Here is a 19,705-nt window from a genome sequence, read left to right on the forward strand (position 1 = left end):
ATTTTCTCAAGTTGAGTCCCTAAACTAAGGTGCTTGTGTTAGTTTTTCAACCCCTTGCTGACAAGCTAACATTAACTCCTTTGCTAAGTCATCATTATCAATGGCTCTTGCTAACGCTAAGCCTCCTATCATCAAAACAGTGCATTGCAATGCCGTGTCTCTTTCATCAACAAGTGATTGAGTATTCTCCACAAAACGCTCCAGTGTTTTAGTGTAGGTTGCTCTAACCTTTTGATCATTCTGATTGATATCTGAAATCAAAAATGCCAATGGACAAGCTTGTTGGCTGGCGTCATCTCGGTGTTGTGAACTTAAATAGCTCTTGGCTAAGCTGGCTAAATCAGCGCGTATTTGCGCAGATACTCTTTGTTGCGCTAATTGTGATGCTTTCGGGATTGCTTGTGCGTATAAGTCACTTTTGGAGGAGAAGTGACTATAAAATGCCCCTCGCGTCATTTCTGCCTGCTGCATCACTTGATCAATTGAAACATTTTCAAAGCCTTGCTGGGTGAAAAGCATAGCTGCACTTTGCAAAATTTTTTCTTTTGATTGCTCTTTATGAGTTTTACTCCACGCCATTATCCCCTCCTACATTGAAATTTATCTAAGCAGTATCCCATAATTTTAAAATATGTTCTTGAACATATTTTAAAGCACTATAAATTTATTCCTAACATAAATGTAAAAAAGGATTCAGCTATGTCTCAAGATTCAGTCCATATTTATGGACCAAAATTCTCAAACTTCGTTCGTACTGTTATGTTGGTGTGTGAAGAAAAAGGTATCGACTACCAAACAGGCTTTACTATAAATAACGATGAAATTTCATTTAAAAGCGAGCAACATTTTACCCTACACCCCTTTGGTAAATTACCTGTACTTATCCATAATGAGCTGACATTACCGGAAACCGCCAGTATCTGTCGTTATTTAGATAATAACTTTGCTGGCATTGCTCTGCAGCCTAAAGAGCCATTAGCTCACGCTAAACATGATGCCTTATGTGCATTAATTTCTATTGATATTGATAAAGCACTGGTGAGAGATTATTTAGCAGAGTTTGCCTTTCCAAAAGGCGAAAATGGTGAAGCGCGCCTAGATGTTGCTAAACAGGCTCAAGATAAGGTTCGCAAAGCGCTGACTGTAATTAGCAATGAGTTAGCATCTAGCGCTGTTATTTCAGTGGATAATGACAGCTTTAATATTGCCGACACCCTTATTGCCCCTATGCTTCACTATATAACGCAACTACCCGAAAGCTTTAACTTATTGGCAGAGTTTCCCGTAGTTGAGAAATATTTAGCTAAATTAATGACAAGAAAGTCTTGTCAGAAAGTGCTACAAGCTAAGCCCTTGCCCGTACAAAGAAACTAGCTGCTCATACCAACAAAAAAGCCAGTATAGTTAGCTATACTGGCTTTAAAATCACTGTAGAAAACTAATATTTACTGAGCGTCTTCTTTAATCCAGCGGGCTACTTGCTTAGCAAAGTAAGTTAAGATGCCGTCAGCACCAGCGCGTTTAAACGCTAATAAACCTTCCATGACACACGGTTTTTCAGCTAACCAACCATTTTGAATTGCCGCCATATGCATGGCATATTCGCCACTGACTTGATAAGCATAAGTCGGCACTTGAAAGTTATCTTTAACACGGCGAACAATATCTAAATACGGCATACCAGGTTTTACCATGACCATATCTGCACCTTCAGCAATATCTTGTGCAACTTCATGTAGCGCTTCATTGCTATTGGCTGAATCCATTTGGTAAGTGTGCTTATTGCCACCTTTAATATTGCCCGCTGAGCCTACTGCATCACGAAATGGACCATAATAATTTGACGCGTATTTTGCTGAGTAAGCCAATATTTTGGTATTAACAAAGCCTTCTGCTTCCAATGCTTCGCGAATAGCGCCAACACGGCCATCCATCATATCTGAAGGGGCTACAATATCAGCGCCTGCTTGTGCATGAGATAAGGCTTGTTTCACTAAAATATCTTTAGTGACTTCATTTAACACATAACCGGTTTCGCCGGCTTTATTGTCATCACTTTCACTTAAAATGCCATCTTGACCATGGACAGTAAATGGATCTAATGCCACATCAGTAATCACGGCTAATTGTGGAAATTTAGCTTTTAATGCACGAACCGTTCTTTGCGCTAAACCTTCAGGGTTATAAGCTTCTTCTGCCATTAATGATTTTTTATCACTAGGCGTTACCGGGAAAATCGCAATAGCAGGGATCTTTAAGTCAACCAACTCTTGCGCTTCTTCTAGTAATAAATCGATACTTTTACGCTCTACGTCCGGCATTGACGGTACTGCTTCACGCTGGTTTTCACCTTCGAGAACAAAGACTGGATAAATTAAATCATCAACGCTCAACTTTGATTCAGACATTAAGCGGCGGGTATAGTCATCTGTGCGCATACGGCGCATACGTCGTGCTGGATATTGACCAAAAACTGTATTGCTATTGTTCATCATTACTTTCCTACAAAAATTACCTTGTAAATTCTATGCTACTAAAGCCCTTAATCCGCTTCAGTAAATTGATATGTTTGCGTTTGATTACGACCACTGTTTTTTGCCTTATATAAGGCATTATCTGCACCTGAAAAAATTTGCTCAGGCTCAACGTCATTTTGTTGCTGATAAGTACATACACCACAGCTAATCGTAATTGGGATTTCACTCTCTTGATAATGAAATGGATGACGGGCAATATTTTCTCGCAGACTCTCCGCCAAGCTAAATGCACCATGATTTTCAGTATCAGGTAAAATAAGGCAAAACTCCTCACCACCATAACGAAATGCCATATCAGTACTGCGCTTTAAGCACTGTTTTATATGGACACTTAACCAAATAAGACACTGATCACCCGCTAAATGACCATAAGTGTCATTAACTTTTTTAAAGTGGTCAATATCAATAATAACTAAACTAAGTGGTGTTAAATTACGCTTACTACGGCGATATTCTGCCAAGATTTTTTGATCATAATGACGACGATTAAATAGCCCTGTCATTTCATCAATAATATTTTTTCGTTCTAATTCTTGGTTAACTTCTTCTAGCTCTTGCAAGGCTATATTTAACTCTAATGTGCGTTCTTGAACTCTGTTTTCCAGTTTATTTTGGTTGTCTTGTTGTAACTGTAAAAGCTCCTGCTGAGCTTGTTCTGATACCTTAGCATGTTCTAAAGCATGCTTTTGTGCTTGCTGTTTATCACGTAGTTGATAAGCATATTGACGACTTAATATAAAGGTTAATAAGAAAGCATCAAACCAGAACAGCCCTATATAAAATTGTCCTTTATACTGGGCAAAGCCAATATCAAGCCAATTAATCGCACTAATCAGCACTAAAATAGAAATACATTTAATTGCCATTATGACACTAAACAACAGTGCTAATCGCTGCTGATGCTTATGTAAGTACAGGCCAACGCCAGTTAAAAATAATAATGATGCCGTATGAGTTAACATAATAATGGCAACATTTAAGTGGGCAGGAATAAATAAACTAACAGGAATATAAGCAATAAACAGCCAAGTGATGGCATTAATAATACGATTTAACTGTTTTTCATGTTTAGCAATATTAAATAATTTATTGGTAAACATAAGTAAAACAATACTAGAAATACTGATTAATAATGGTTCAGCCATGCCACGTAAAAAATCAAATTCAGGTAAAAAATAGTATAAATTTAACCCCAAAAAAGCTGACAGTATTAAGGTTCTTACCAACAAATAAGTCGTTAACAACAGCATAGTGCTATTTCGGCTAGCAATATAGAGCAGAAACATGGCAATGGTTAAACTGATCATACCGCCAAGGCCTACACCTTGCTGAAACTGCGACGCTTGGCTTGCTGCTAAATAACCTGCTTCAGTATATAACTGCATTGAACTTCTTAAGGCTGAAGAGCTGGTAATTTCAATGTAAATATTTTGAATAGACTGCGGCGGCAAAGAAATTTGAGTGCTTAGGGTATTGTTAGATTGGCGCACTAATTCATTCAAGGTAAATGCATCGCCTATAGCTTGCCCGTCACTGTAATTAAGTGCTTGCGCTCGCACAATTCTTACTTGGTTAATTATACTGATATAGATACTTTGCGTAGCTTGGCTGTCATTTCTCACCTGAAAGTAAAAAATATTTTTGCCCGCTTTAAGGGACATATCTCCCTGTTCAGCATGTCGCTTAGACCAAGTAATTTGCCTATTCGATACCAGTTGCGCAAGTGTTTGCTCATTAGCAGAATTAACAAGATAGTAATGGCTTTGGTCAATGGTTTGACTGCTTTGCTCAAGAGAGTAAACAAAAGGCTGGTTAACATTAGCAAAGGCGAATTTCGCGCCAACTAGAGTTAGCATGACAATAACCGTAATGCTGCGTAAAACCATTAACATAGCGCAAATACCCGACGTGCATTTTCACTGGTGTGAGCAATAATATCTTCAAGCGAATGACCAGTAATACTAGCAATTTCCTGCACTATATAAGGTAAATAGCTAGGTTCATTTCGACTACTTTTCGGTTTAGGCCGGATAGTTCTTGGGGTCAAATACGGCGCATCTGTTTCAATCAATAAGCGATTAAGGGGTATAAGTGCAACAATATCTCGTAACGCTTGTCCGCGGTGCTCATCACAAAGCCAGCCGGTAATGCCAATATACATATCGCTTGCTAAGCACTGCTCTAATTCAGTTTTACTGCCAGTGAAACAATGAGAAACCATCGCAGGCACTTTATCTAAATAGGGCTTTAATATATCAAACCAAGATTCAAAAGCGTCACGTTGATGCAGAAATAACGGCATTGCCAAATTTGCCGCTAGCGAAACCTGTTCAGAAAAGACTTTTTTTTGCTGCTCTGGCGCTGAGAAGTTGCGATTAAAATCTAAGCCGCATTCACCTATAGCTTTAACAAAAGGCTGCCTGGCTAGCTCTGTTAGTTGTTCGAGATAGTGCGGTGCAACATGATCGGCATCGTGGGGGTGAACACCAGCGGTACTGTATAAGTAATTTGGTAAGGTTTGTTGATATTGCTGACACAAGGCGACTGCCTCATGGCTTTCTTTAACATTGGTGCCTGTTATTAAAATGTTGGCAATACCCACCTGTTGAGCTCGTTGTAAAAGCTCAAAACGATCTTTATCAAACCGTTTATTGGTTAAGTTAACGCCAACATCAATCAATAGAACACCTATTACTTAAGGCGCCTTACACGAATACGCCTATTGCTGCCTACTTTACTTAAATAAATAGCGCCTAAAGCACCTTTCGATAAAACGACATCTTGACCAACTTGCAGGCTAAAGCTATAACTTTCTTTTTGCTGCCATTGCTGACCATTATCTAAAGAAATTTTCCACAAGCCTCTAGCAGTTTTATCTAACTTAGCAATTTTGGCCGAAATTTCAGTAAGTTCTTGTGCTCTTTGCTCTGATGTTCTTGCCAAATGATTCTTCGCAAACTCATCTACTTCTTTGCTAGTAGTTGCTTGTTTTACGGTTGGTTTCGGCTTAGAAACAGGAGCAACAATTTCTGCTGATTTTGGCGGTTTAGGCACAGCGGCTTTTGCCGGCGCTACCGTTTTACCACTGTGTTTAATAGCAAGTTTGTCAAAACAGGTTAATCGAGCAAAGTTATCTGTTACTTGTGCGCACTGTTGTAATTCTGTTGAGATTTCTGCTGAAAATACTGGTACAGAAAGTACACAGCTTGATAATAATACCGCCATTTTTTTCTTATAATTTTTCACCGCTAACTCCTCGATACCTTAGCTATCTTCATCATCTTCTTTATGATGAAGTGAAGCGATAATAATACCTAGCTCAAATAATAACAACATAGGAATTGCTAACATGGATTGAGAAATGACGTCTGGCGGAGTTAATAACATGCCGACAACAAAAGCACCTACAACAATATAAGGGCGCTTAGCACGTAAGCTATTCGGGCTAGTAATACCCGTCCAACACATTAAAATAATTGCGATTGGTATTTCAAAGGCAACACCAAAAGCAAAAAATAGTTTTAAAACAAAGTCTAAATAACTACTAATATCTGTAGCAATCACCACACCTTCTGGTGCTACGGAAGTAAAAAACGCAAAGACAACCGGAAAAACGACAAAATAAGCAAAGGCAATTCCGCTGTAAAATAACAGGGTAGAACCAAACATTAATGGTGCCACCAAACGCTTTTCGTTCTTATATAAACCCGGGGCGACAAAAGACCACACCTGATACAAGATATACGGCATAGCGATAAATATCGATAACACTATGGTTAATTTAAACGGAGCAAAAAATGGCGAAGCAACATCCGTTGCTATCATCTGCGCACCACTTGGCATAGTTGATAATAACGGCTGAGCCAGATATTGATAAATGTCTTGAGCAAAATATGCCAAAGAACAAAATACTACCAATACACCGACAACAGAGCGCAATAATCGATTACGTAGCTCTAAGAGGTGATCAAAAAGTGTTGCGTTAGTTTTTGGTGTTGAACTCATATTTATGGCTTGTCAGTACCTGATTGAGATTCGCTAGTTTGCGCTGAGCTTATACTAGGCGCCGCATCAGCAGTATCACCTGTTGATTCAGCCTTACTTTCTTGACTTTTACTTTGTGGTGATGACGCCAATGATGAGGAAATCATTGAGTCCATCGCTGTGGTGTCTACCTTTTTGAATGGCTCTGTAACCATATCAGTAGCTTCTTGCAATGACTTTAGCGACTCAGCAACTTCTGGGCTTAAGTTTTTCATGTCGGCCTGTTCAGCTTTTTTTAAGTTGGCGTGCAACTCATTAATGCGCAACTCTTCTGTAATTTCCGTTTTTACCGCATCACTAAACTTTCTAACGCCACTTATCCACCCTCGAATGGTGCGGATAGCTACAGGCAATCGCTCTGGGCCTAAAATAACTAAGCCCATAATTCCTATTAGCATTAACTCCCAAAAGCCAATATCAAACATTGATTACGCCTGATCTTTTTCTTTGGCTTTACTGCTTTCTTCAGCAGTCGTATTTGAATTATCAGCTAATGTTTCTGATGTTTTTTCAGCAGGCTTATCTTTATCTTCATCACTAATAGCATTTTTAAAGCCTTTAACCGCACTACCTAAGTCTCCACCTAAGTTGCGCAATTTTTTAGTACCAAATAATAACACTACAATAACGGCAATAATTACTAGCTGCCAAATACCGATACCACCCATAACAAACTCCTATTTTCGAACTTGGGCAACATTATATACCTAAATTAAAGCAGTAAACGAGTAAAAGCCGCCATTCAATGAAAAAATCATGAGATAAAACAAACTTTATTAGCTTTAAAACAGTGCCGTATACTCTAGCCTCCGTAAAATAAAGCCCAAAGTAACAACATAAAAAGGCGATAACAGCGGTTATCGCCTTTAAGCTATTACTTTCGGTTTTAGTTAACCTCTAAAACTTAATCGAGGTACTAATAAAGAAGGTACGGCCAACAACATCATAAATGTTAGGTACAGTATTCATATCATTACCATCAGGCACTTCTTCTGGTTCAGTATCAAATAAGTTTTTAATACCGCCCGTTAACTGCCATGCATCATTGATATGATAGGCTGCTGAAATATTATGATAAATAACATCATCTGTTTTATAAGCCTCACCCCAAGCATTACCTTGCATGCCTTGAATATAATTAGCTGTATATAAAAGGTTTAAATCTTCTGTTACATCAGCACTTACTGTTAAATTAGACTTTAACTGCGAGTAACCGCCCATATTGCCGTCAATAGTACCTTCATAACTAATACCGTCTTCTTCAAATTCAATTAAATAAGTGGTATCAAGCATCACTTTGAAGATGTCGACGGAGTAACTAATATTCCAATCTACACCTGAGGTATTTTGCTGACCAATATTGGTTAGTGTTGAGGTCATTGCTGATAAATCACCGTCTGGGGTAATATTAATGGTGTCACAGGCAGCTAAGTCTCCGTTGTAGCACTTGTTCATTTCGTTTTGCACATTAACGCGACTAATGGCATTGGTAATATCAAAGCGCCAGTAATCTATGGTAGTCGATAAGCCATCAGCTATTTCCCAAACCACACCGGCCGTGAAAGACTCACTTTCCTCTGGCTTTAAGTTTTCATCACCTGTGTAATTCACTAAAATTTGTGAATCTTCGGCATTGCCCCAAGGATCATCTAAATAATCAAAAGAGCCTGAGTTACCACCATATAATTCACTGACACTTGGCGCTCTAAAGCCTGTTGCCGCAACCGAGCGAACCATTAAGGTATCGGTAAAACGATAAGTAGCACCTAACTTCCACGTTGCTGCACCACCAAAGGTTGAATAGTTGTCGTAACGCGTCGCCGCTTCTACGGTAAAGGCATCAGTAACAGGTAGCGAAATTTCACCATAAACAGATTGCACCGAGTAATCACCCGAGGTTGGATCTTGTTGAGCGGCGGTACTTTCACCTGCTTGTGTTACTTCATCTGGCGTGTAAAAACCACTTTCAAAACGACTTTCAGCACCAAAAGCATAGCCAATATCATTTTCAGTTACGCCGTTATAACCCGCAGCTAGTATAAACTGTTCATTACCGCCTTCATTCTCTTCCGTGTAAATAATGCCTTCACTGACTAAAAAATCTTTATCTATTGGGTCGCCACTAAACCAGATGTCTTGGTGGTTATAAATACTTTGCTGCATATTGCCAGCATGGATAGAGTTTTCTACCTGATCTTTCGAGTCATTACGACCATAAGTAGCTGAGATGTCCCATTGCGCGTCATTATCAAGTATACCGCTTAAAGCAATTGAGCCGCGATACGTATCAGTTTGTTGCTTGTAAATACGCGGGCCAGCATCAGTCATACGACGCTTATATAACAGTTCATCTAATTCAGGAATTAGCACATCGCCCATTTCAATACAGCTACTTGGATCTTGCGCATTTGTCTGACAAACAGCTAAATCAATGCTGGCAGGTTGCGGTGCCATTTGTTGATTTGAATCTCTATGGGTGTACATTAAATCAACACTAAGTTCTGTATCTGATGCTAGCTCTGTATTGTAACTACCAAAAACACTAATCAGCTCATTAGGTGTTTGCGCGTAACTATCTTCGGTGTAGTCATAAGAAGAATCACGTTCTTTCCAGCCGCCTTCACCATCAGGAACAAAACCACCTAAAGAGCCTTCTGGAATATATGAGGATTCACCTGGTGGAACGAAATCGCGATCTGCTTGAATTACTTCACCGCGATTTGAGTACTGTAAACCGGCAACTAAATTACCATTGGCTAGTTCAGTACCATGCAGAACGCTAAAGCCACCACTTTCGCCATCACCTTTATCGGTAATACTGCCCTCGACATTGACCTCTGTACCAGTGAAGTCTTTTTTGGTGATAATATTAACTACGCCAGCAATGGCATCTGAGCCATATACTGCTGATGCACCATCTTTTAATATTTCTATTGATTGAATGATAGAAACGGGAATAGTGTTTAAATCTACTGATGAGTCCGCACCAGTACCCGATGCCACCATTCTACGGCCATTAAGTAATACCAGCGTACGTTGTACCCCCATACCACGTAAATTAACCGTCGCTGAGCCGCCTGAGCCATTGTTTGATGTTGCTCCTAAGCTCATACCGGCAGCTGCTGGCTGAGTTGATAAAATTTCTTGTACTGAGGTGTAACCACTTTTAGTGATAAAATCTGAAGATATAACAGTGACTGGGCTTGAGGTTTCCACATCGGTGCGATTAATGCGAGAGCCTGTTACTGCAATGCGCTCTATTTTATCAGCGTCTTGCGCTTGAGCATTCACTTGCGTTGCAATTGTCGTACTTGATGCTATTGCCAAGACGATAGTTTTACTGATTATTGTTTTACTATTGTTATAGGTTTTCATTCTGTTTTACTGCCTTCTCTATTGGTGCGGATATTTAACACGCATTCAATATTGCAGATTGTTCACAGAAAGTTCGTTTCCAATTGTCAGTCATTCGTTAAACATGTGATAACACAGTGCAAACATGTAACGCACAACAATTTCACCTAAATTTAGCCATAAAAAAAGCCGACCTAAGTCGACTTTTCTTCACTATTAAATACAGCAGCATTTATTAGAATGCCATGCTGCTTTTCAGCTTAGTTAAAGCATTTTTCTCTAACTGCCTAACGCGCTCAGCAGAAATTTGATATTTATTCGCTAGCTCTTGTAGTGTTGATTTATCTTCATTTAACCAACGCGTTTGAATAATATCTTGGCTGCGCTCATCAAGGGTTACCAATGCTGTTGATAACTTCTGATTAGCGTGGTTTTCCCAGTTATCATTTTCAACTTCCACAGCTAAATCAGATTGCTTATCTTCTAAGTACTGCGCAGGAGAAAAGTTAGTTACGCCAGCATTATCATCATCATCGTTTGATAACTCAAAAGCTTGGTCATGGGTGCTCATACGAGACTCCATTTCCAAAACATCTTTAGTACTAACACCTAAGGTTTCTGCAACTGTGCTAACTTCCTCATTGCTAAACCAACCTAAACGTTTTTTATTCTTACGCAGATTAAAAAACAATTTACGCTGTGCTTTGGTGGTAGCTACTTTAACAATACGCCAGTTACGTAGTACATATTCATGAATTTCTGCTTTAATCCAGTGCACAGCAAATGATACTAAGCGTACCCCAACATCTGGGTTAAAGCGCTTAACCGCCTTCATTAGACCAACGTTACCTTCTTGCACTAAATCTGCTTGTGGTAAGCCGTAGCCTGCGTAACCCTTAGCAATGTGAATAACAAAGCGCAGGTGCGACATGATTAGCTCTTGTGCCGCTTGTAAATCATTTTCATTGTAGAGGCGAGTAGCCAGATCATGCTCACGCTCAGCACTAAGCATAGGAATGCTATATGCTGATTGCATATATGCTTCAATGCTACCACTTTGTGGTACAGTAAGCTGCATATTTTGACTCATAAAAAAACCCTCCGTTTAACCTTTTTTGTAACTTGTACATCCGTTATTTTATCATATCTAGTCGCGATTGGCGACCAACCTACGAATAACAAGGTAATGAACACTAGCGTAATAGATAGTGCAAGACAACCAGATCTTACATCTTTTTTATTAAATTTTTGTGTCGAAATGTAAGTAGTGAAATTTATTTAATAATGACAAGGAGTTATTTGAATAAAAAATTTACTCAGCATTTGGCTCAATCGCCTTGATATGCTGGCGTACAGAGATATAACTACCCAGCAAACCAAGAATAATCGCAAAGACAATTAAAAGAACGACTTCATTAAAGGATAAGCCCTGTAAAACAAAGCTACTGTTATATAAGTCAGTTAACTCGTTAATAGCGCCAGCAAGATACTGAGCTAGCAGAGCCACCGCCACACAAGATAACAAGCCACCAAAAATACCGTACCAAACACCTGAGTATAAAAATGGTCGTTGAATAAAGCTGTCGGTAGCGCCAACGAGTTTCATGATGGCAATGGCATCTTTTTGATTAAGTATCGCCAAACGAATGGTATTACCGACAATCAGTACTACCGATAAGCACAGTAATAAAGCAACACCTAAGACAATGTCTTCAATTAAATTCGCCATAGCTTCTAGCCGTGTTAACCACTCTACATCGAGTTTGCCCTGCTCTACTTCTCGTTCATTCACGAGTTTAGCTAATAGCTCATTAGCCGCTTGTGACTGGCTTGAGCGCTGTGTTGGTGTGACCAAAAGTGTTGCTGGTAAAGGGTTTTTATCTAAATATTCAAGTGACTGACCAAAGCCAGATAATATTTTAAATTCCTTTAAGGCCTGCTCAGCAGAAATATAATGTACCTCTGCCACTTCTGGATAAAGACTTATTCGTTTAACTAGGTTCTGCGCGCTAGACTCATTGGTAGATAGCTTTAAAAATAAAGTAATTTGTGAAGCGCTATCCCACTGTTCGCTGACTTGTTGGGCATTTTTAACGAAAAGGTGCAAGGTTGCTGGCAAAGCCAAACTAATACCTAAAACGAAAACGGTCATAACCGAAGTGAATGGTGTACGCCATAAATCACCTAAACTGCCGATAGCTTGCTGTACATGGCGAATAGGTAAAGTTAAAAGGCGTCTGAAAAAGCTCTCGCGCTCAACCAAACCACTTGAATGTCGATTAGTCATTGCCGACTCCTTGAGCTTGTAAGCCGTCAACAATGCCATCGTTAATCATAGTGCCTTCTTTAATCGTTAAAGTACGATACTTCATACGAGCAATCAGCCCTAAATCATGGGTTGCAATTAATACAGTAACACCCGCAGCATTAAACTCTTCAAATAAACGAATAATATCTAATGATAATTTTGGATCTAAATTACCGGTTGGCTCATCTGCGAGCAAAATAGGCGGTTTATTAACTATAGCTCTAGCGATACCAACTCGTTGCTGCTCACCGCCAGATAACATATGTGGATAACAGCGTAACTTCGTGCTTAAATGCACTTTATCTAAGGCGGTTTCAACCCGTTTACGAATTTCTTTATGACTGACACCTTCAATAATTAACGGTAAGGCAACATTATCAAATATGGTTCTGTCTTTAAGCAGATTATGATTTTGAAAAATCATACCTATGCCGCGGCGTACATAGGGAATTTGTTGGTATTTAATATCAGCAAGCTCTGTATTGTTCACTAAAATACTGCCTGAGCTTGGTTTTTCCATCAAAGAAATAAGCTTTAACAAAGTACTTTTACCGGCACCAGAATGACCCGTTAGAAAGGCCATTTCACCGGCGGCTAGCGAGAAACTCACTTGCTTGAGCGCTAGAAAGCCTCCCGGATAGGTTTTGTTTACATTGTTAAAGCTGATCATGACTTTTATGTGAATTATTCTTTATAAGCGAATTATTATTTGGCAAATAACTTAACACAACTTAGCTAAGTTTATTAACCGTTTATTTTAACTACTTAGCAAATAACGCTTCAATAAAGTCATCGCCATCAAATGGACGCAAATCATCAATACCTTCACCGACACCTAAATAGCGAATTGGAATGCCGTACTTATCAGCTACAGCAAACACCACACCACCTTTAGCGGTGCCATCAAGCTTAGTCAGTGTTAAACCTGTTAAACCTACTGCTTCATCAAATAATTTGGTTTGGCTTAAAGCATTTTGCCCTGTACCAGCATCAATAGTTAACATAACTTCATGCGGAGCATTTTCATCCAGCTTTTTCATTACGCGAACTACTTTTTTCAACTCTTCCATTAAGTGGTTTTTGTTTTGTAAGCGACCAGCTGTATCAGCAATTAACACATCCACATTACGTGCTTTAGCTGCACTAATGGCATCAAAGATAACCGAAGCACTATCTGCACCTGTATGCTGAGCAATAACTGGGATTTCATTACGTTCACCCCACACTTGTAATTGCTCTACCGCTGCCGCTCTAAAGGTATCGCCAGCAGCCAACATCACTGATTTACCTTGAGCTTGGAACTGTTTTGCCAATTTACCTATGGTGGTTGTTTTACCAACACCGTTTACACCCACCATTAAGATAACGTAAGGGCCATTAGCATTGTTAATATCTAGCGGCTTGCTGACATCGCTAATCACTTTCTTCAGCTCTTCTTTTAGCAAACCATATAATGCTTCAGCATCTTTTAGCTGACCACGGGTAGCACTTTGCGTTAAAGAATCGATAATTTTAGTCGTTGTCTCTACACCAACATCGGCAAGCAATAAGTGCGTCTCTAATTCTTCGAATAACTCATCATCAATTTGTTTACCGCGGAATAAATCAAAAATACCGCCGCCGATATTGGCACGAGTTTTACTTAAACCGGCTTTTAAGCGAGCAAAGAAACCTTTTTTCTCTTTTTTGACTTCTGGCTCTGGCTCTGGCTCTGGCTCTGGCTCTGGCTCTGGCTCTGGCTCTGGCTCTGGCTCTGGCTCTGGCTCTGGCTCTGGCTCTGGCTCTGGCTCTGGCTCTGGCTCTGGCTCTGGCTCTGGCAGGTCATTTTGCGACTCAACAACACCAGGTTCTAGTGCTGATTCAATCTTTTCATCAGACTCTGGCGTAGTAATTTCTTGCTCAACACTGCGTGTTTCTTCTACTGACTCACTCACCAGTTCGGTTGCAACCTGCTCTTGTGGCTGCGCTTTTTCTTGTTCGCTATCTTTGTCACTCTGGCCAAAACCTAACCAGGAAAACATACCTTTTTTCTTCGACACTTTTGCTACCTAAGTAAATACTGTGTTAATTAGATTGGTATAATCACCAAACATGGATAAAATTGCCGCTATAGTATCACTTCTAAACAAAGCAAAAAACCAAAGCACTGTATTTGTAGAGCAAATAACTATGATCAAACACAAAAAATCTGCTAGTAAATCTTCAGGCAAAGGACAAATTCGCATTATTGCTGGCACTCATCGTGGCAGAAGATTACCTGTGCTACTCGCAGATGGCTTAAGACCAACTACAGATAGAGTAAAAGAAACTGTGTTTAATTGGTTAATGCCTTACTTGCCAGAGGCCAAGTGTTTAGATTGTTTTGCAGGCTCAGGTGGTTTGGGCTTTGAAGCACTGTCACGCGGGGCCAAAAAAGTCACTATGGTTGAGTTACATAAACCGGCCGCACAGCAGTTAAAAGCCAATGGAAAAACACTTAAAGCTGATAACCTTACCGTAGCAAATACCGATGCTCTGAGTTTTTTAACTACCGCAACTGAGCAATTTGATCTGGTTTTTTTAGATCCGCCTTTTAGACAAAACCTAATCGAAAAATCAGCCAATTTACTTAATCAAGGTTGGCTCGCAGAACAAGCATTGATCTATGTTGAAATGGAAAGTGAACTTAGCGAGCAAACATTGCTGCCAAGTAACTGGCAGTTACTTAAAGAAAAGACGGCAGGCCAAGTAAGCTACCGTTTATATCAAACAACTAACGCTAATTAGTTGCGATGAAACTTCATATCATACCGGGTTATATCCAAGATATTTATCTCGTCGAGTACCAAAGTAAATTATTATTACTCGACGGCTGCTGCCGCGCTGACGTGTCATTTATTCAAGACTTTATTAGCCAGCAGCTAGCAAGACCATTAACCGACCTAAAACTTGTTGTTGTCAGCCACATGCATCCAGATCATGCCGGTGCTGCCCATAAACTGCGCAAAATAACAGGCTGTAAAATTGCTACCGGTGAGGCTGAAGGTCATTGGTATAGTGGCGTTGATGGTGTGCTTATGCACATTTCCGATATACTACTCACACAATATGTCGCCAATAAGAAAAATAAAAAGCAACATTGGCTTTGGTATGCCAGAAAGTTAAAAGCAGACATTTACCTCAAAGAAAACCAAAACTTACCCGGCTTTGAAGACTGGCAGGTTTTATTCACCCCGGGGCATACTGATAGAGATATCTCTTTACATCATCTGCCAAGTAATCGCGTTTACATTGCTGATGTCATCATTGCCATTAAGAAAGGTTTTATCTCACCATTCCCAGTATTTTACCCAAACAGGTATAGAGCCTCTCTACAAAAAATCTCAGACCTCAATGCGAAAAGCTTACTGCTAGCGCATGGAGGAGAAGTTCAGCTTTCAAAAGAGAATATTACCCAGTTAATAAAAAACGCGCCAATGAAGCCGATAACTCATTGGCGCGCGGTAAAAAGTAAACTCAAAAAAGTATTGTTGAGTTAGCTACTTTTTTGGTTTTAGTTTCAAGTCATGAAAGTCAAAACTAAAGTCTGTCGCTAAGGACACTGCTTTCATGGTGACATAGTTAATCTCACCATCTTCCGTTAAGTTAAAGTTAACAAAAGCATCCGCTTCTAGCGTGCGATCATGCCATCGCACAATAAAGGTATTATGTTGATAATGCTCTAAAGTGCCCTTTAATTCTGGGGTATTGCCAAACTGCATGTGTAAAGCATTATTCTTGTAGCTTATTTCAATGTCGCCATACCAATTATCGGCATACACTTGTGCGTAATCACGTAACGGCAGCGAGTGTGCTGAATTTTTATTAACTTTCGCTTTTGCCTTCGCTAAACGAGCTTGCTCCTTTTCAATACGCTCTTGGCGTTTAGTATCATAAAAAGCCACCCAATCTTTTGCTGGCAGCTCCAGATATTCATTTAAGATGTGGTGGTAAATCGCATTAAAGGCATAACCTGATTGTTGGTTAGTTAAGATTACCATGGCCAAATCTTCTTCAGGCACAATAACCACCTTAGACACCATACCTAAAATACCACCACTGTGGTGAACTAGCTTAACGCCATGATAATCTTTTAAAAACCAACCTAAACCATAGGCTGAAAAATGCGTTTTATCTTGCTCTGTGGCTTTTTCTGACACAGATAACAAAGTACGCGCTTTTCTCATCGCTAGTGACTGCTCTTTGGAATACAAACGCTTATTATCAGCATATTGACCATGCTTTAACTGCGCTTTTAACCATAAGCTCATATCATTAACGCTCGATGCCACCGAGCCAGCCGCAGCAAATTTCTCTAAAAAGTTACCGCCAACAACATTTAACTTGCCATCTAATGGCACATGAGCTCGAGCAACATTGTTATTATCTTTCGCAATTAAAGAATAGGCTGCTGAGGTATTCTTCATTCCTAAAGGCGTGAATATTTGCGCTTGAATAACCTCTTGCCATGATTGCCCGGTTACTCTGGCAATCACCTCACCAGCAATAATGTACATTAAGTTATCGTAGGCAAACTCACTGCGAAAGCTGGAAACCTCAGGCAGATACTTAATCCCTTTAATGATATCTTGCGTAGTTAATGTCGTGTGCGGCCAAATCATTAAATCGCCAGCACCTAAGCCCAAACCTGAGTTATGAGCAAGTAAGTCAATAATGGTAAATTCTCGGGTAACGTAAGCACTTGGCATTTGAAACTCAGGGATAATATCTATCACCTTAGTCGTCCATGACAGCTTACCTTCATCAACCAAGCCCGCCAAAAGCGCTGCGGTCATTGCTTTAGTATTTGAAGCAATACCAAAAACAGTATCAGCAGTCACTTTTGCTGGCTTACCATGCTCGATTACACCATAGCCTTGGCTCATCACTACGTTATCGCCTTTAACAATAGCTACAGCAACGCCCGGCACTTGGAACGTTGACATGCTCTGCTTGATGGCAGCATCAATAGACTTTAATTTATCATCCTGTGTACTAGCGAAAGCAAGGCTAGAACAAAGTAAAGTAAATAACGCTAAAGCATACGCTTTAATAGGTAACTTCATAGTTAGCATCCTATATTTTTTATTCTTGAATTAATAAGGTAATAAATTTAGTTCACTCTGAGCTCAGGCTAGTTAATCTCTATACCTAAATTGGAAAGCCCTTCAGATAACACCATTTCTTTTGCCAGCTGACAACTACGTTTGTTTTCAGCGGCAAATTTTAAGAAGTCAAACAGCTCATTTTGCGTGTCTTTTTCCCACTGCATTAATGGATGAGCATCAATATCAGTTTGAGTTATTGGAACTTCTTGTTGTTGTTCTTCTGCTTGTTGCAATAACAATAACTCAACATAGTAACTAACACTGTTATGTGACAGACGACTAACACAAGCAACATCGTCGGTATTAACATCTGCTTTTTTATTCTTAGGCTTAGTTTGTATTAATTGCCATAATGAGGTTTGTGCCATACAGACATCTAGCGCTGGAAAAACACCAAAGAAGTCAAATGCTTCAGGATCGGGCACTTGCTCTTCTAGTTTATTTAATTGCGCCTGGGCATTAATTTTTACCTGCTTGCTATCTGCTAACCACTGCCAAATAATATCAAGTTGAGTTCTCAATAATTGGCTATCACCAAAGTCAGCGGCTTCACTAAACATTTGGTAATTAGGTAGCATGCGTTCAAGTAAAGCAGCAGAAAAGGCGATTTGCTGCCAATAACTTAACTTGCTAAATGGAAGGTGTATTGCCACAGTGGTATCAACTCAATTAACGAAAAAAATCATTATATACCTAAACTGTGGCAATAAAATGGAATTTAGCGATTAAGTCGCTAATTGCTTTTGTGCGTACTCAAATTTCAAGCGGTATTCTGTGATCTTATGCTCTAGCTCTTGAATTTGCTCAGTATACTTAGCTTTATCTTCGGCGGCATTCGCAGTTAATTCATGATTTTCATCGCGTAAGAATTTAATGGTTTCTCTTACTTTATCATTATCTTGCTCTTGCTTTTCTCGACTGGCATTAAAGCGTTTTAAGATGTTTTCTTGCCCTTCTTGAGCTACTTTTACTTGATCTTTAAGTGCTTCAACCTCTTGTTGATAGAGCTTAATATCTCTTTGCTCAGTTTCAACTTGCTTAGCTAATTGCTCATTAGCCTTTTCAAGCTCGGTCACTTTTTGAATGGCCGTTTCATGCTCTTGCTTAGTTTGCTTTTCTTGTAATGAACTGGCTTTCTTCTCTTCTAAATGCTGCTGCTTTTCTTTAGCAAGCGCTTCATTAAGCTGAGTAATTTGTTTTTGTAGCTCATCTATTTTTTGTGTATTCGTTTTTGCTTGATCAAGTTGAGTATCATGTGACTTTTGCACGCTTGATAATTGTTGCTGCAACTCTGCTTTGCTTGACTGCTCTTGCTTTAATTGCTCTGACAATTGCGTCAACTTATCAGTATTTTCTTGCGTTTTTGATTGTAGTGCTTGTTGAGCTTTCTTCTCAGCTTCTAAAGCGGCATTGCTGCTTGCTAACTGTGCAGCAAGTTCAGTTTTAGCGGATTTCTCTTTACTCAATTCTTCAGTCAACTGGCTAATTTTTTGCTGGCTCTGTTGTTCTTTACTTTCATTCGCCTGCTGGTTTTCTTGCTGAATATGCTCTAGCTCACTACTGGCTTTATTTAATTTTTGCGCTAACTCATCAAACTGAGCTTGTTTAGCCGAGAGAGATTCTGCCTGATCTTTGGCATTTTTTTGCCATTGCTGTTCGGCAACTTTGAATTTATCTTCAAGGTGCTTTCTCTGTTGCTCAGCGCTGGCCAGTTGCTTTGATAGACTCTGCTCTTGTTCGGTCAATACCATTAAGCGACCATTTAGGCCGTCAACTTCTTGTATTTTTTCTTTCAGTGACTGCTCACTTTCAAGCAGCTTATCTTCTAATTGATTGCCGGTTTCTTTAAGTTGATTCTCACCTTGAGACTTTTGCTTACTTACTTCTAATAATTGCTTTTCCAGTTTTTCAATTGTTTCAGTAAAATTAATGGTGTTTTGTGTTAGTTCAACTTGGAAATTTTGCTTGTTTGTTTCAAGTTCAGCTTTTTGTTCAGAAAGAGATTGGCTAAGTTGCTGTACTTGGTTTTGTAAATCCTGTGCCTTACTTTCCAGTGCTTGTGTTTGCGTTTGGTGCTTGGCCACCAATGCATCAAGCTCTCCGGTATTCGAGCTAGCTTGGGCAGGAGCACTAGTGTTGACAGCATTAGCAATTAATGTCGTCAGTTTATCTTCAATTTGAATATAAACATCACTCGCTATACTTTGTATTTGCTCTTCGACATCCTTGGTGAGTTTACTTTTGTCGACCATATTATTCTCATTTTCTTTAAACAACTACTGCCTTTAAACTACCACAACAAGATTTTCTGAGGAATATAGAAATGCAACTTTTTT

Annotated in this window: 19 protein-coding genes; 3 read left to right on the forward strand and 16 right to left on the reverse strand. The window is 39.5% G+C overall.

The annotated features are described in order from the left end of the window. Positions 1-24: 24 nt before the first annotated feature. Positions 25-579 carry a TetR/AcrR family transcriptional regulator gene (locus tag EMK97_RS11130; protein ID WP_130602180.1) on the reverse strand — a complete coding sequence of 185 codons (555 nt, stop codon included), beginning with the start codon at positions 577-579 and terminating at the stop codon, positions 25-27. A gap of 120 nt (positions 580-699) precedes the next feature. On the opposite strand from EMK97_RS11130, the gene EMK97_RS11135 reads away from it, so the two are divergent. After that, positions 700-1,374, forward strand: a complete 675-nt coding sequence (locus EMK97_RS11135; protein ID WP_130602182.1) for a glutathione S-transferase family protein — start codon at positions 700-702, stop codon at positions 1,372-1,374. Positions 1,375-1,445: 71 nt separating this feature from the next. Here the strand turns inward: EMK97_RS11135 and hemB are convergent, their stop codons facing one another. The 12 genes from hemB to ftsY all read right to left on the reverse strand — a co-directional run bounded on the left by hemB (position 1,446) and on the right by ftsY (position 14,282). Further along, on the reverse strand, positions 1,446-2,495 hold the full coding sequence (gene hemB / locus EMK97_RS11140; RefSeq protein ID WP_130602184.1) for a porphobilinogen synthase: 1,050 nt from the start codon (positions 2,493-2,495) through the stop codon (positions 1,446-1,448). A gap of 47 nt (positions 2,496-2,542) precedes the next feature. Further along, the gene (locus EMK97_RS19210) at positions 2,543-4,429 is read right to left on the reverse strand and encodes a sensor domain-containing diguanylate cyclase (RefSeq protein WP_246028768.1); all 1,887 of its coding nucleotides are present in this window, start codon (positions 4,427-4,429) and stop codon (positions 2,543-2,545) included. Then, positions 4,423-5,217, reverse strand: a complete 795-nt coding sequence (locus EMK97_RS11150) for a TatD family hydrolase (protein ID WP_130602186.1) — start codon at positions 5,215-5,217, stop codon at positions 4,423-4,425. Before EMK97_RS11150 ends, EMK97_RS19210 begins: the two co-directional genes overlap by 7 nt. Before the next feature lie 11 nt (positions 5,218-5,228). After that, complete coding sequence (locus tag EMK97_RS11155) at positions 5,229-5,783, reverse strand: hypothetical protein (RefSeq protein WP_130602188.1); 555 nt, start codon at positions 5,781-5,783, stop codon at positions 5,229-5,231. 18 nt (positions 5,784-5,801) lie between these two features. Continuing rightward, positions 5,802-6,542 carry a twin-arginine translocase subunit TatC gene (gene tatC, locus EMK97_RS11160; protein WP_130602190.1) on the reverse strand — a complete coding sequence of 247 codons (741 nt, stop codon included), beginning with the start codon at positions 6,540-6,542 and terminating at the stop codon, positions 5,802-5,804. A gap of 2 nt (positions 6,543-6,544) precedes the next feature. Then, the gene (gene tatB / locus EMK97_RS11165; protein ID WP_130602192.1) at positions 6,545-7,006 is read right to left on the reverse strand and encodes a Sec-independent protein translocase protein TatB; all 462 of its coding nucleotides are present in this window, start codon (positions 7,004-7,006) and stop codon (positions 6,545-6,547) included. 3 nt (positions 7,007-7,009) lie between these two features. Beyond that, on the reverse strand, positions 7,010-7,249 hold the full coding sequence (tatA, locus tag EMK97_RS11170; RefSeq protein ID WP_130602194.1) for a Sec-independent protein translocase subunit TatA: 240 nt from the start codon (positions 7,247-7,249) through the stop codon (positions 7,010-7,012). Between the two features lie 229 nt (positions 7,250-7,478). Continuing rightward, on the reverse strand, positions 7,479-9,956 hold the full coding sequence (locus tag EMK97_RS11175; RefSeq protein WP_130602196.1) for a TonB-dependent receptor plug domain-containing protein: 2,478 nt from the start codon (positions 9,954-9,956) through the stop codon (positions 7,479-7,481). 214 nt (positions 9,957-10,170) lie between these two features. Next, positions 10,171-11,025 carry an RNA polymerase sigma factor RpoH gene (gene rpoH, locus EMK97_RS11180; protein ID WP_130602198.1) on the reverse strand — a complete coding sequence of 285 codons (855 nt, stop codon included), beginning with the start codon at positions 11,023-11,025 and terminating at the stop codon, positions 10,171-10,173. 222 nt (positions 11,026-11,247) lie between these two features. Continuing rightward, positions 11,248-12,222 (reverse strand): permease-like cell division protein FtsX, encoded by a 975-nt coding sequence (gene ftsX / locus EMK97_RS11185; protein WP_130602200.1) that lies wholly within the window; start codon positions 12,220-12,222, stop codon positions 11,248-11,250. Beyond that, positions 12,215-12,913, reverse strand: a complete 699-nt coding sequence (gene ftsE, locus EMK97_RS11190; RefSeq protein ID WP_130602202.1) for a cell division ATP-binding protein FtsE — start codon at positions 12,911-12,913, stop codon at positions 12,215-12,217. Before ftsE ends, ftsX begins: the two co-directional genes overlap by 8 nt. 91 nt (positions 12,914-13,004) lie before the next feature. Next, positions 13,005-14,282 carry a signal recognition particle-docking protein FtsY gene (gene ftsY / locus EMK97_RS11195; protein ID WP_246028769.1) on the reverse strand — a complete coding sequence of 426 codons (1,278 nt, stop codon included), beginning with the start codon at positions 14,280-14,282 and terminating at the stop codon, positions 13,005-13,007. Positions 14,283-14,412: 130 nt separating this feature from the next. On the opposite strand from ftsY, the gene rsmD reads away from it, so the two are divergent. Then, positions 14,413-15,009 carry a 16S rRNA (guanine(966)-N(2))-methyltransferase RsmD gene (rsmD, locus tag EMK97_RS11200; RefSeq protein WP_130602204.1) on the forward strand — a complete coding sequence of 199 codons (597 nt, stop codon included), beginning with the start codon at positions 14,413-14,415 and terminating at the stop codon, positions 15,007-15,009. A gap of 5 nt (positions 15,010-15,014) precedes the next feature. Beyond that, positions 15,015-15,761 (forward strand): MBL fold metallo-hydrolase, encoded by a 747-nt coding sequence (locus EMK97_RS11205; RefSeq protein ID WP_130602206.1) that lies wholly within the window; start codon positions 15,015-15,017, stop codon positions 15,759-15,761. On the opposite strand, the gene EMK97_RS11210 is transcribed toward EMK97_RS11205, so the two are convergent. The 3 genes from EMK97_RS11210 to EMK97_RS11220 all read right to left on the reverse strand — a co-directional run bounded on the left by EMK97_RS11210 (position 15,762) and on the right by EMK97_RS11220 (position 19,645). After that, positions 15,762-17,327: a serine hydrolase gene (locus EMK97_RS11210; protein ID WP_246028770.1), complete on the reverse strand. Its 1,566-nt coding sequence runs from the start codon at positions 17,325-17,327 to the stop codon at positions 15,762-15,764. 68 nt (positions 17,328-17,395) lie between these two features. Beyond that, on the reverse strand, positions 17,396-18,022 hold the full coding sequence (locus EMK97_RS11215) for a YjaG family protein (RefSeq protein WP_130602208.1): 627 nt from the start codon (positions 18,020-18,022) through the stop codon (positions 17,396-17,398). 72 nt (positions 18,023-18,094) lie between these two features. Continuing rightward, the gene (locus EMK97_RS11220; protein ID WP_130602210.1) at positions 18,095-19,645 is read right to left on the reverse strand and encodes a hypothetical protein; all 1,551 of its coding nucleotides are present in this window, start codon (positions 19,643-19,645) and stop codon (positions 18,095-18,097) included. Positions 19,646-19,705 lie beyond the last annotated feature (60 nt).

The sequence above is a fragment of the Litorilituus sediminis genome, assembly GCF_004295665.1.
Taxonomy (GTDB): Bacteria; Pseudomonadota; Gammaproteobacteria; order Enterobacterales; family Alteromonadaceae; genus Colwellia; species Colwellia sediminis.

Bases quoted from the DNA above. Each gene is read 5' to 3' on its own strand.
- EMK97_RS11130 (WP_130602180.1), bottom strand. From the start codon at position 579: ATGGCGTGGAGTAAAACTCATAAAGAGCAATCAAAAGAAAAAATTTTG.
- EMK97_RS11135 (WP_130602182.1), top strand. From the start codon at position 700: ATGTCTCAAGATTCAGTCCATATTTATGGACCAAAATTCTCAAACTTC.
- hemB (WP_130602184.1), bottom strand. From the start codon at position 2,495: ATGATGAACAATAGCAATACAGTTTTTGGTCAATATCCAGCACGACGT.
- EMK97_RS19210 (WP_246028768.1), bottom strand. From the start codon at position 4,429: ATGTTAATGGTTTTACGCAGCATTACGGTTATTGTCATGCTAACTCTA.
- tatC (WP_130602190.1), bottom strand. From the start codon at position 6,542: ATGAGTTCAACACCAAAAACTAACGCAACACTTTTTGATCACCTCTTA.
- tatB (WP_130602192.1), bottom strand. From the start codon at position 7,006: ATGTTTGATATTGGCTTTTGGGAGTTAATGCTAATAGGAATTATGGGC.
- tatA (WP_130602194.1), bottom strand. From the start codon at position 7,249: ATGGGTGGTATCGGTATTTGGCAGCTAGTAATTATTGCCGTTATTGTA.
- EMK97_RS11175 (WP_130602196.1), bottom strand. From the start codon at position 9,956: ATGAAAACCTATAACAATAGTAAAACAATAATCAGTAAAACTATCGTC.
- rpoH (WP_130602198.1), bottom strand. From the start codon at position 11,025: ATGAGTCAAAATATGCAGCTTACTGTACCACAAAGTGGTAGCATTGAA.
- ftsX (WP_130602200.1), bottom strand. From the start codon at position 12,222: ATGACTAATCGACATTCAAGTGGTTTGGTTGAGCGCGAGAGCTTTTTC.
- ftsE (WP_130602202.1), bottom strand. From the start codon at position 12,913: ATGATCAGCTTTAACAATGTAAACAAAACCTATCCGGGAGGCTTTCTA.
- rsmD (WP_130602204.1), top strand. From the start codon at position 14,413: ATGATCAAACACAAAAAATCTGCTAGTAAATCTTCAGGCAAAGGACAA.
- EMK97_RS11205 (WP_130602206.1), top strand. From the start codon at position 15,015: ATGAAACTTCATATCATACCGGGTTATATCCAAGATATTTATCTCGTC.
- EMK97_RS11210 (WP_246028770.1), bottom strand. From the start codon at position 17,327: ATGAAGTTACCTATTAAAGCGTATGCTTTAGCGTTATTTACTTTACTT.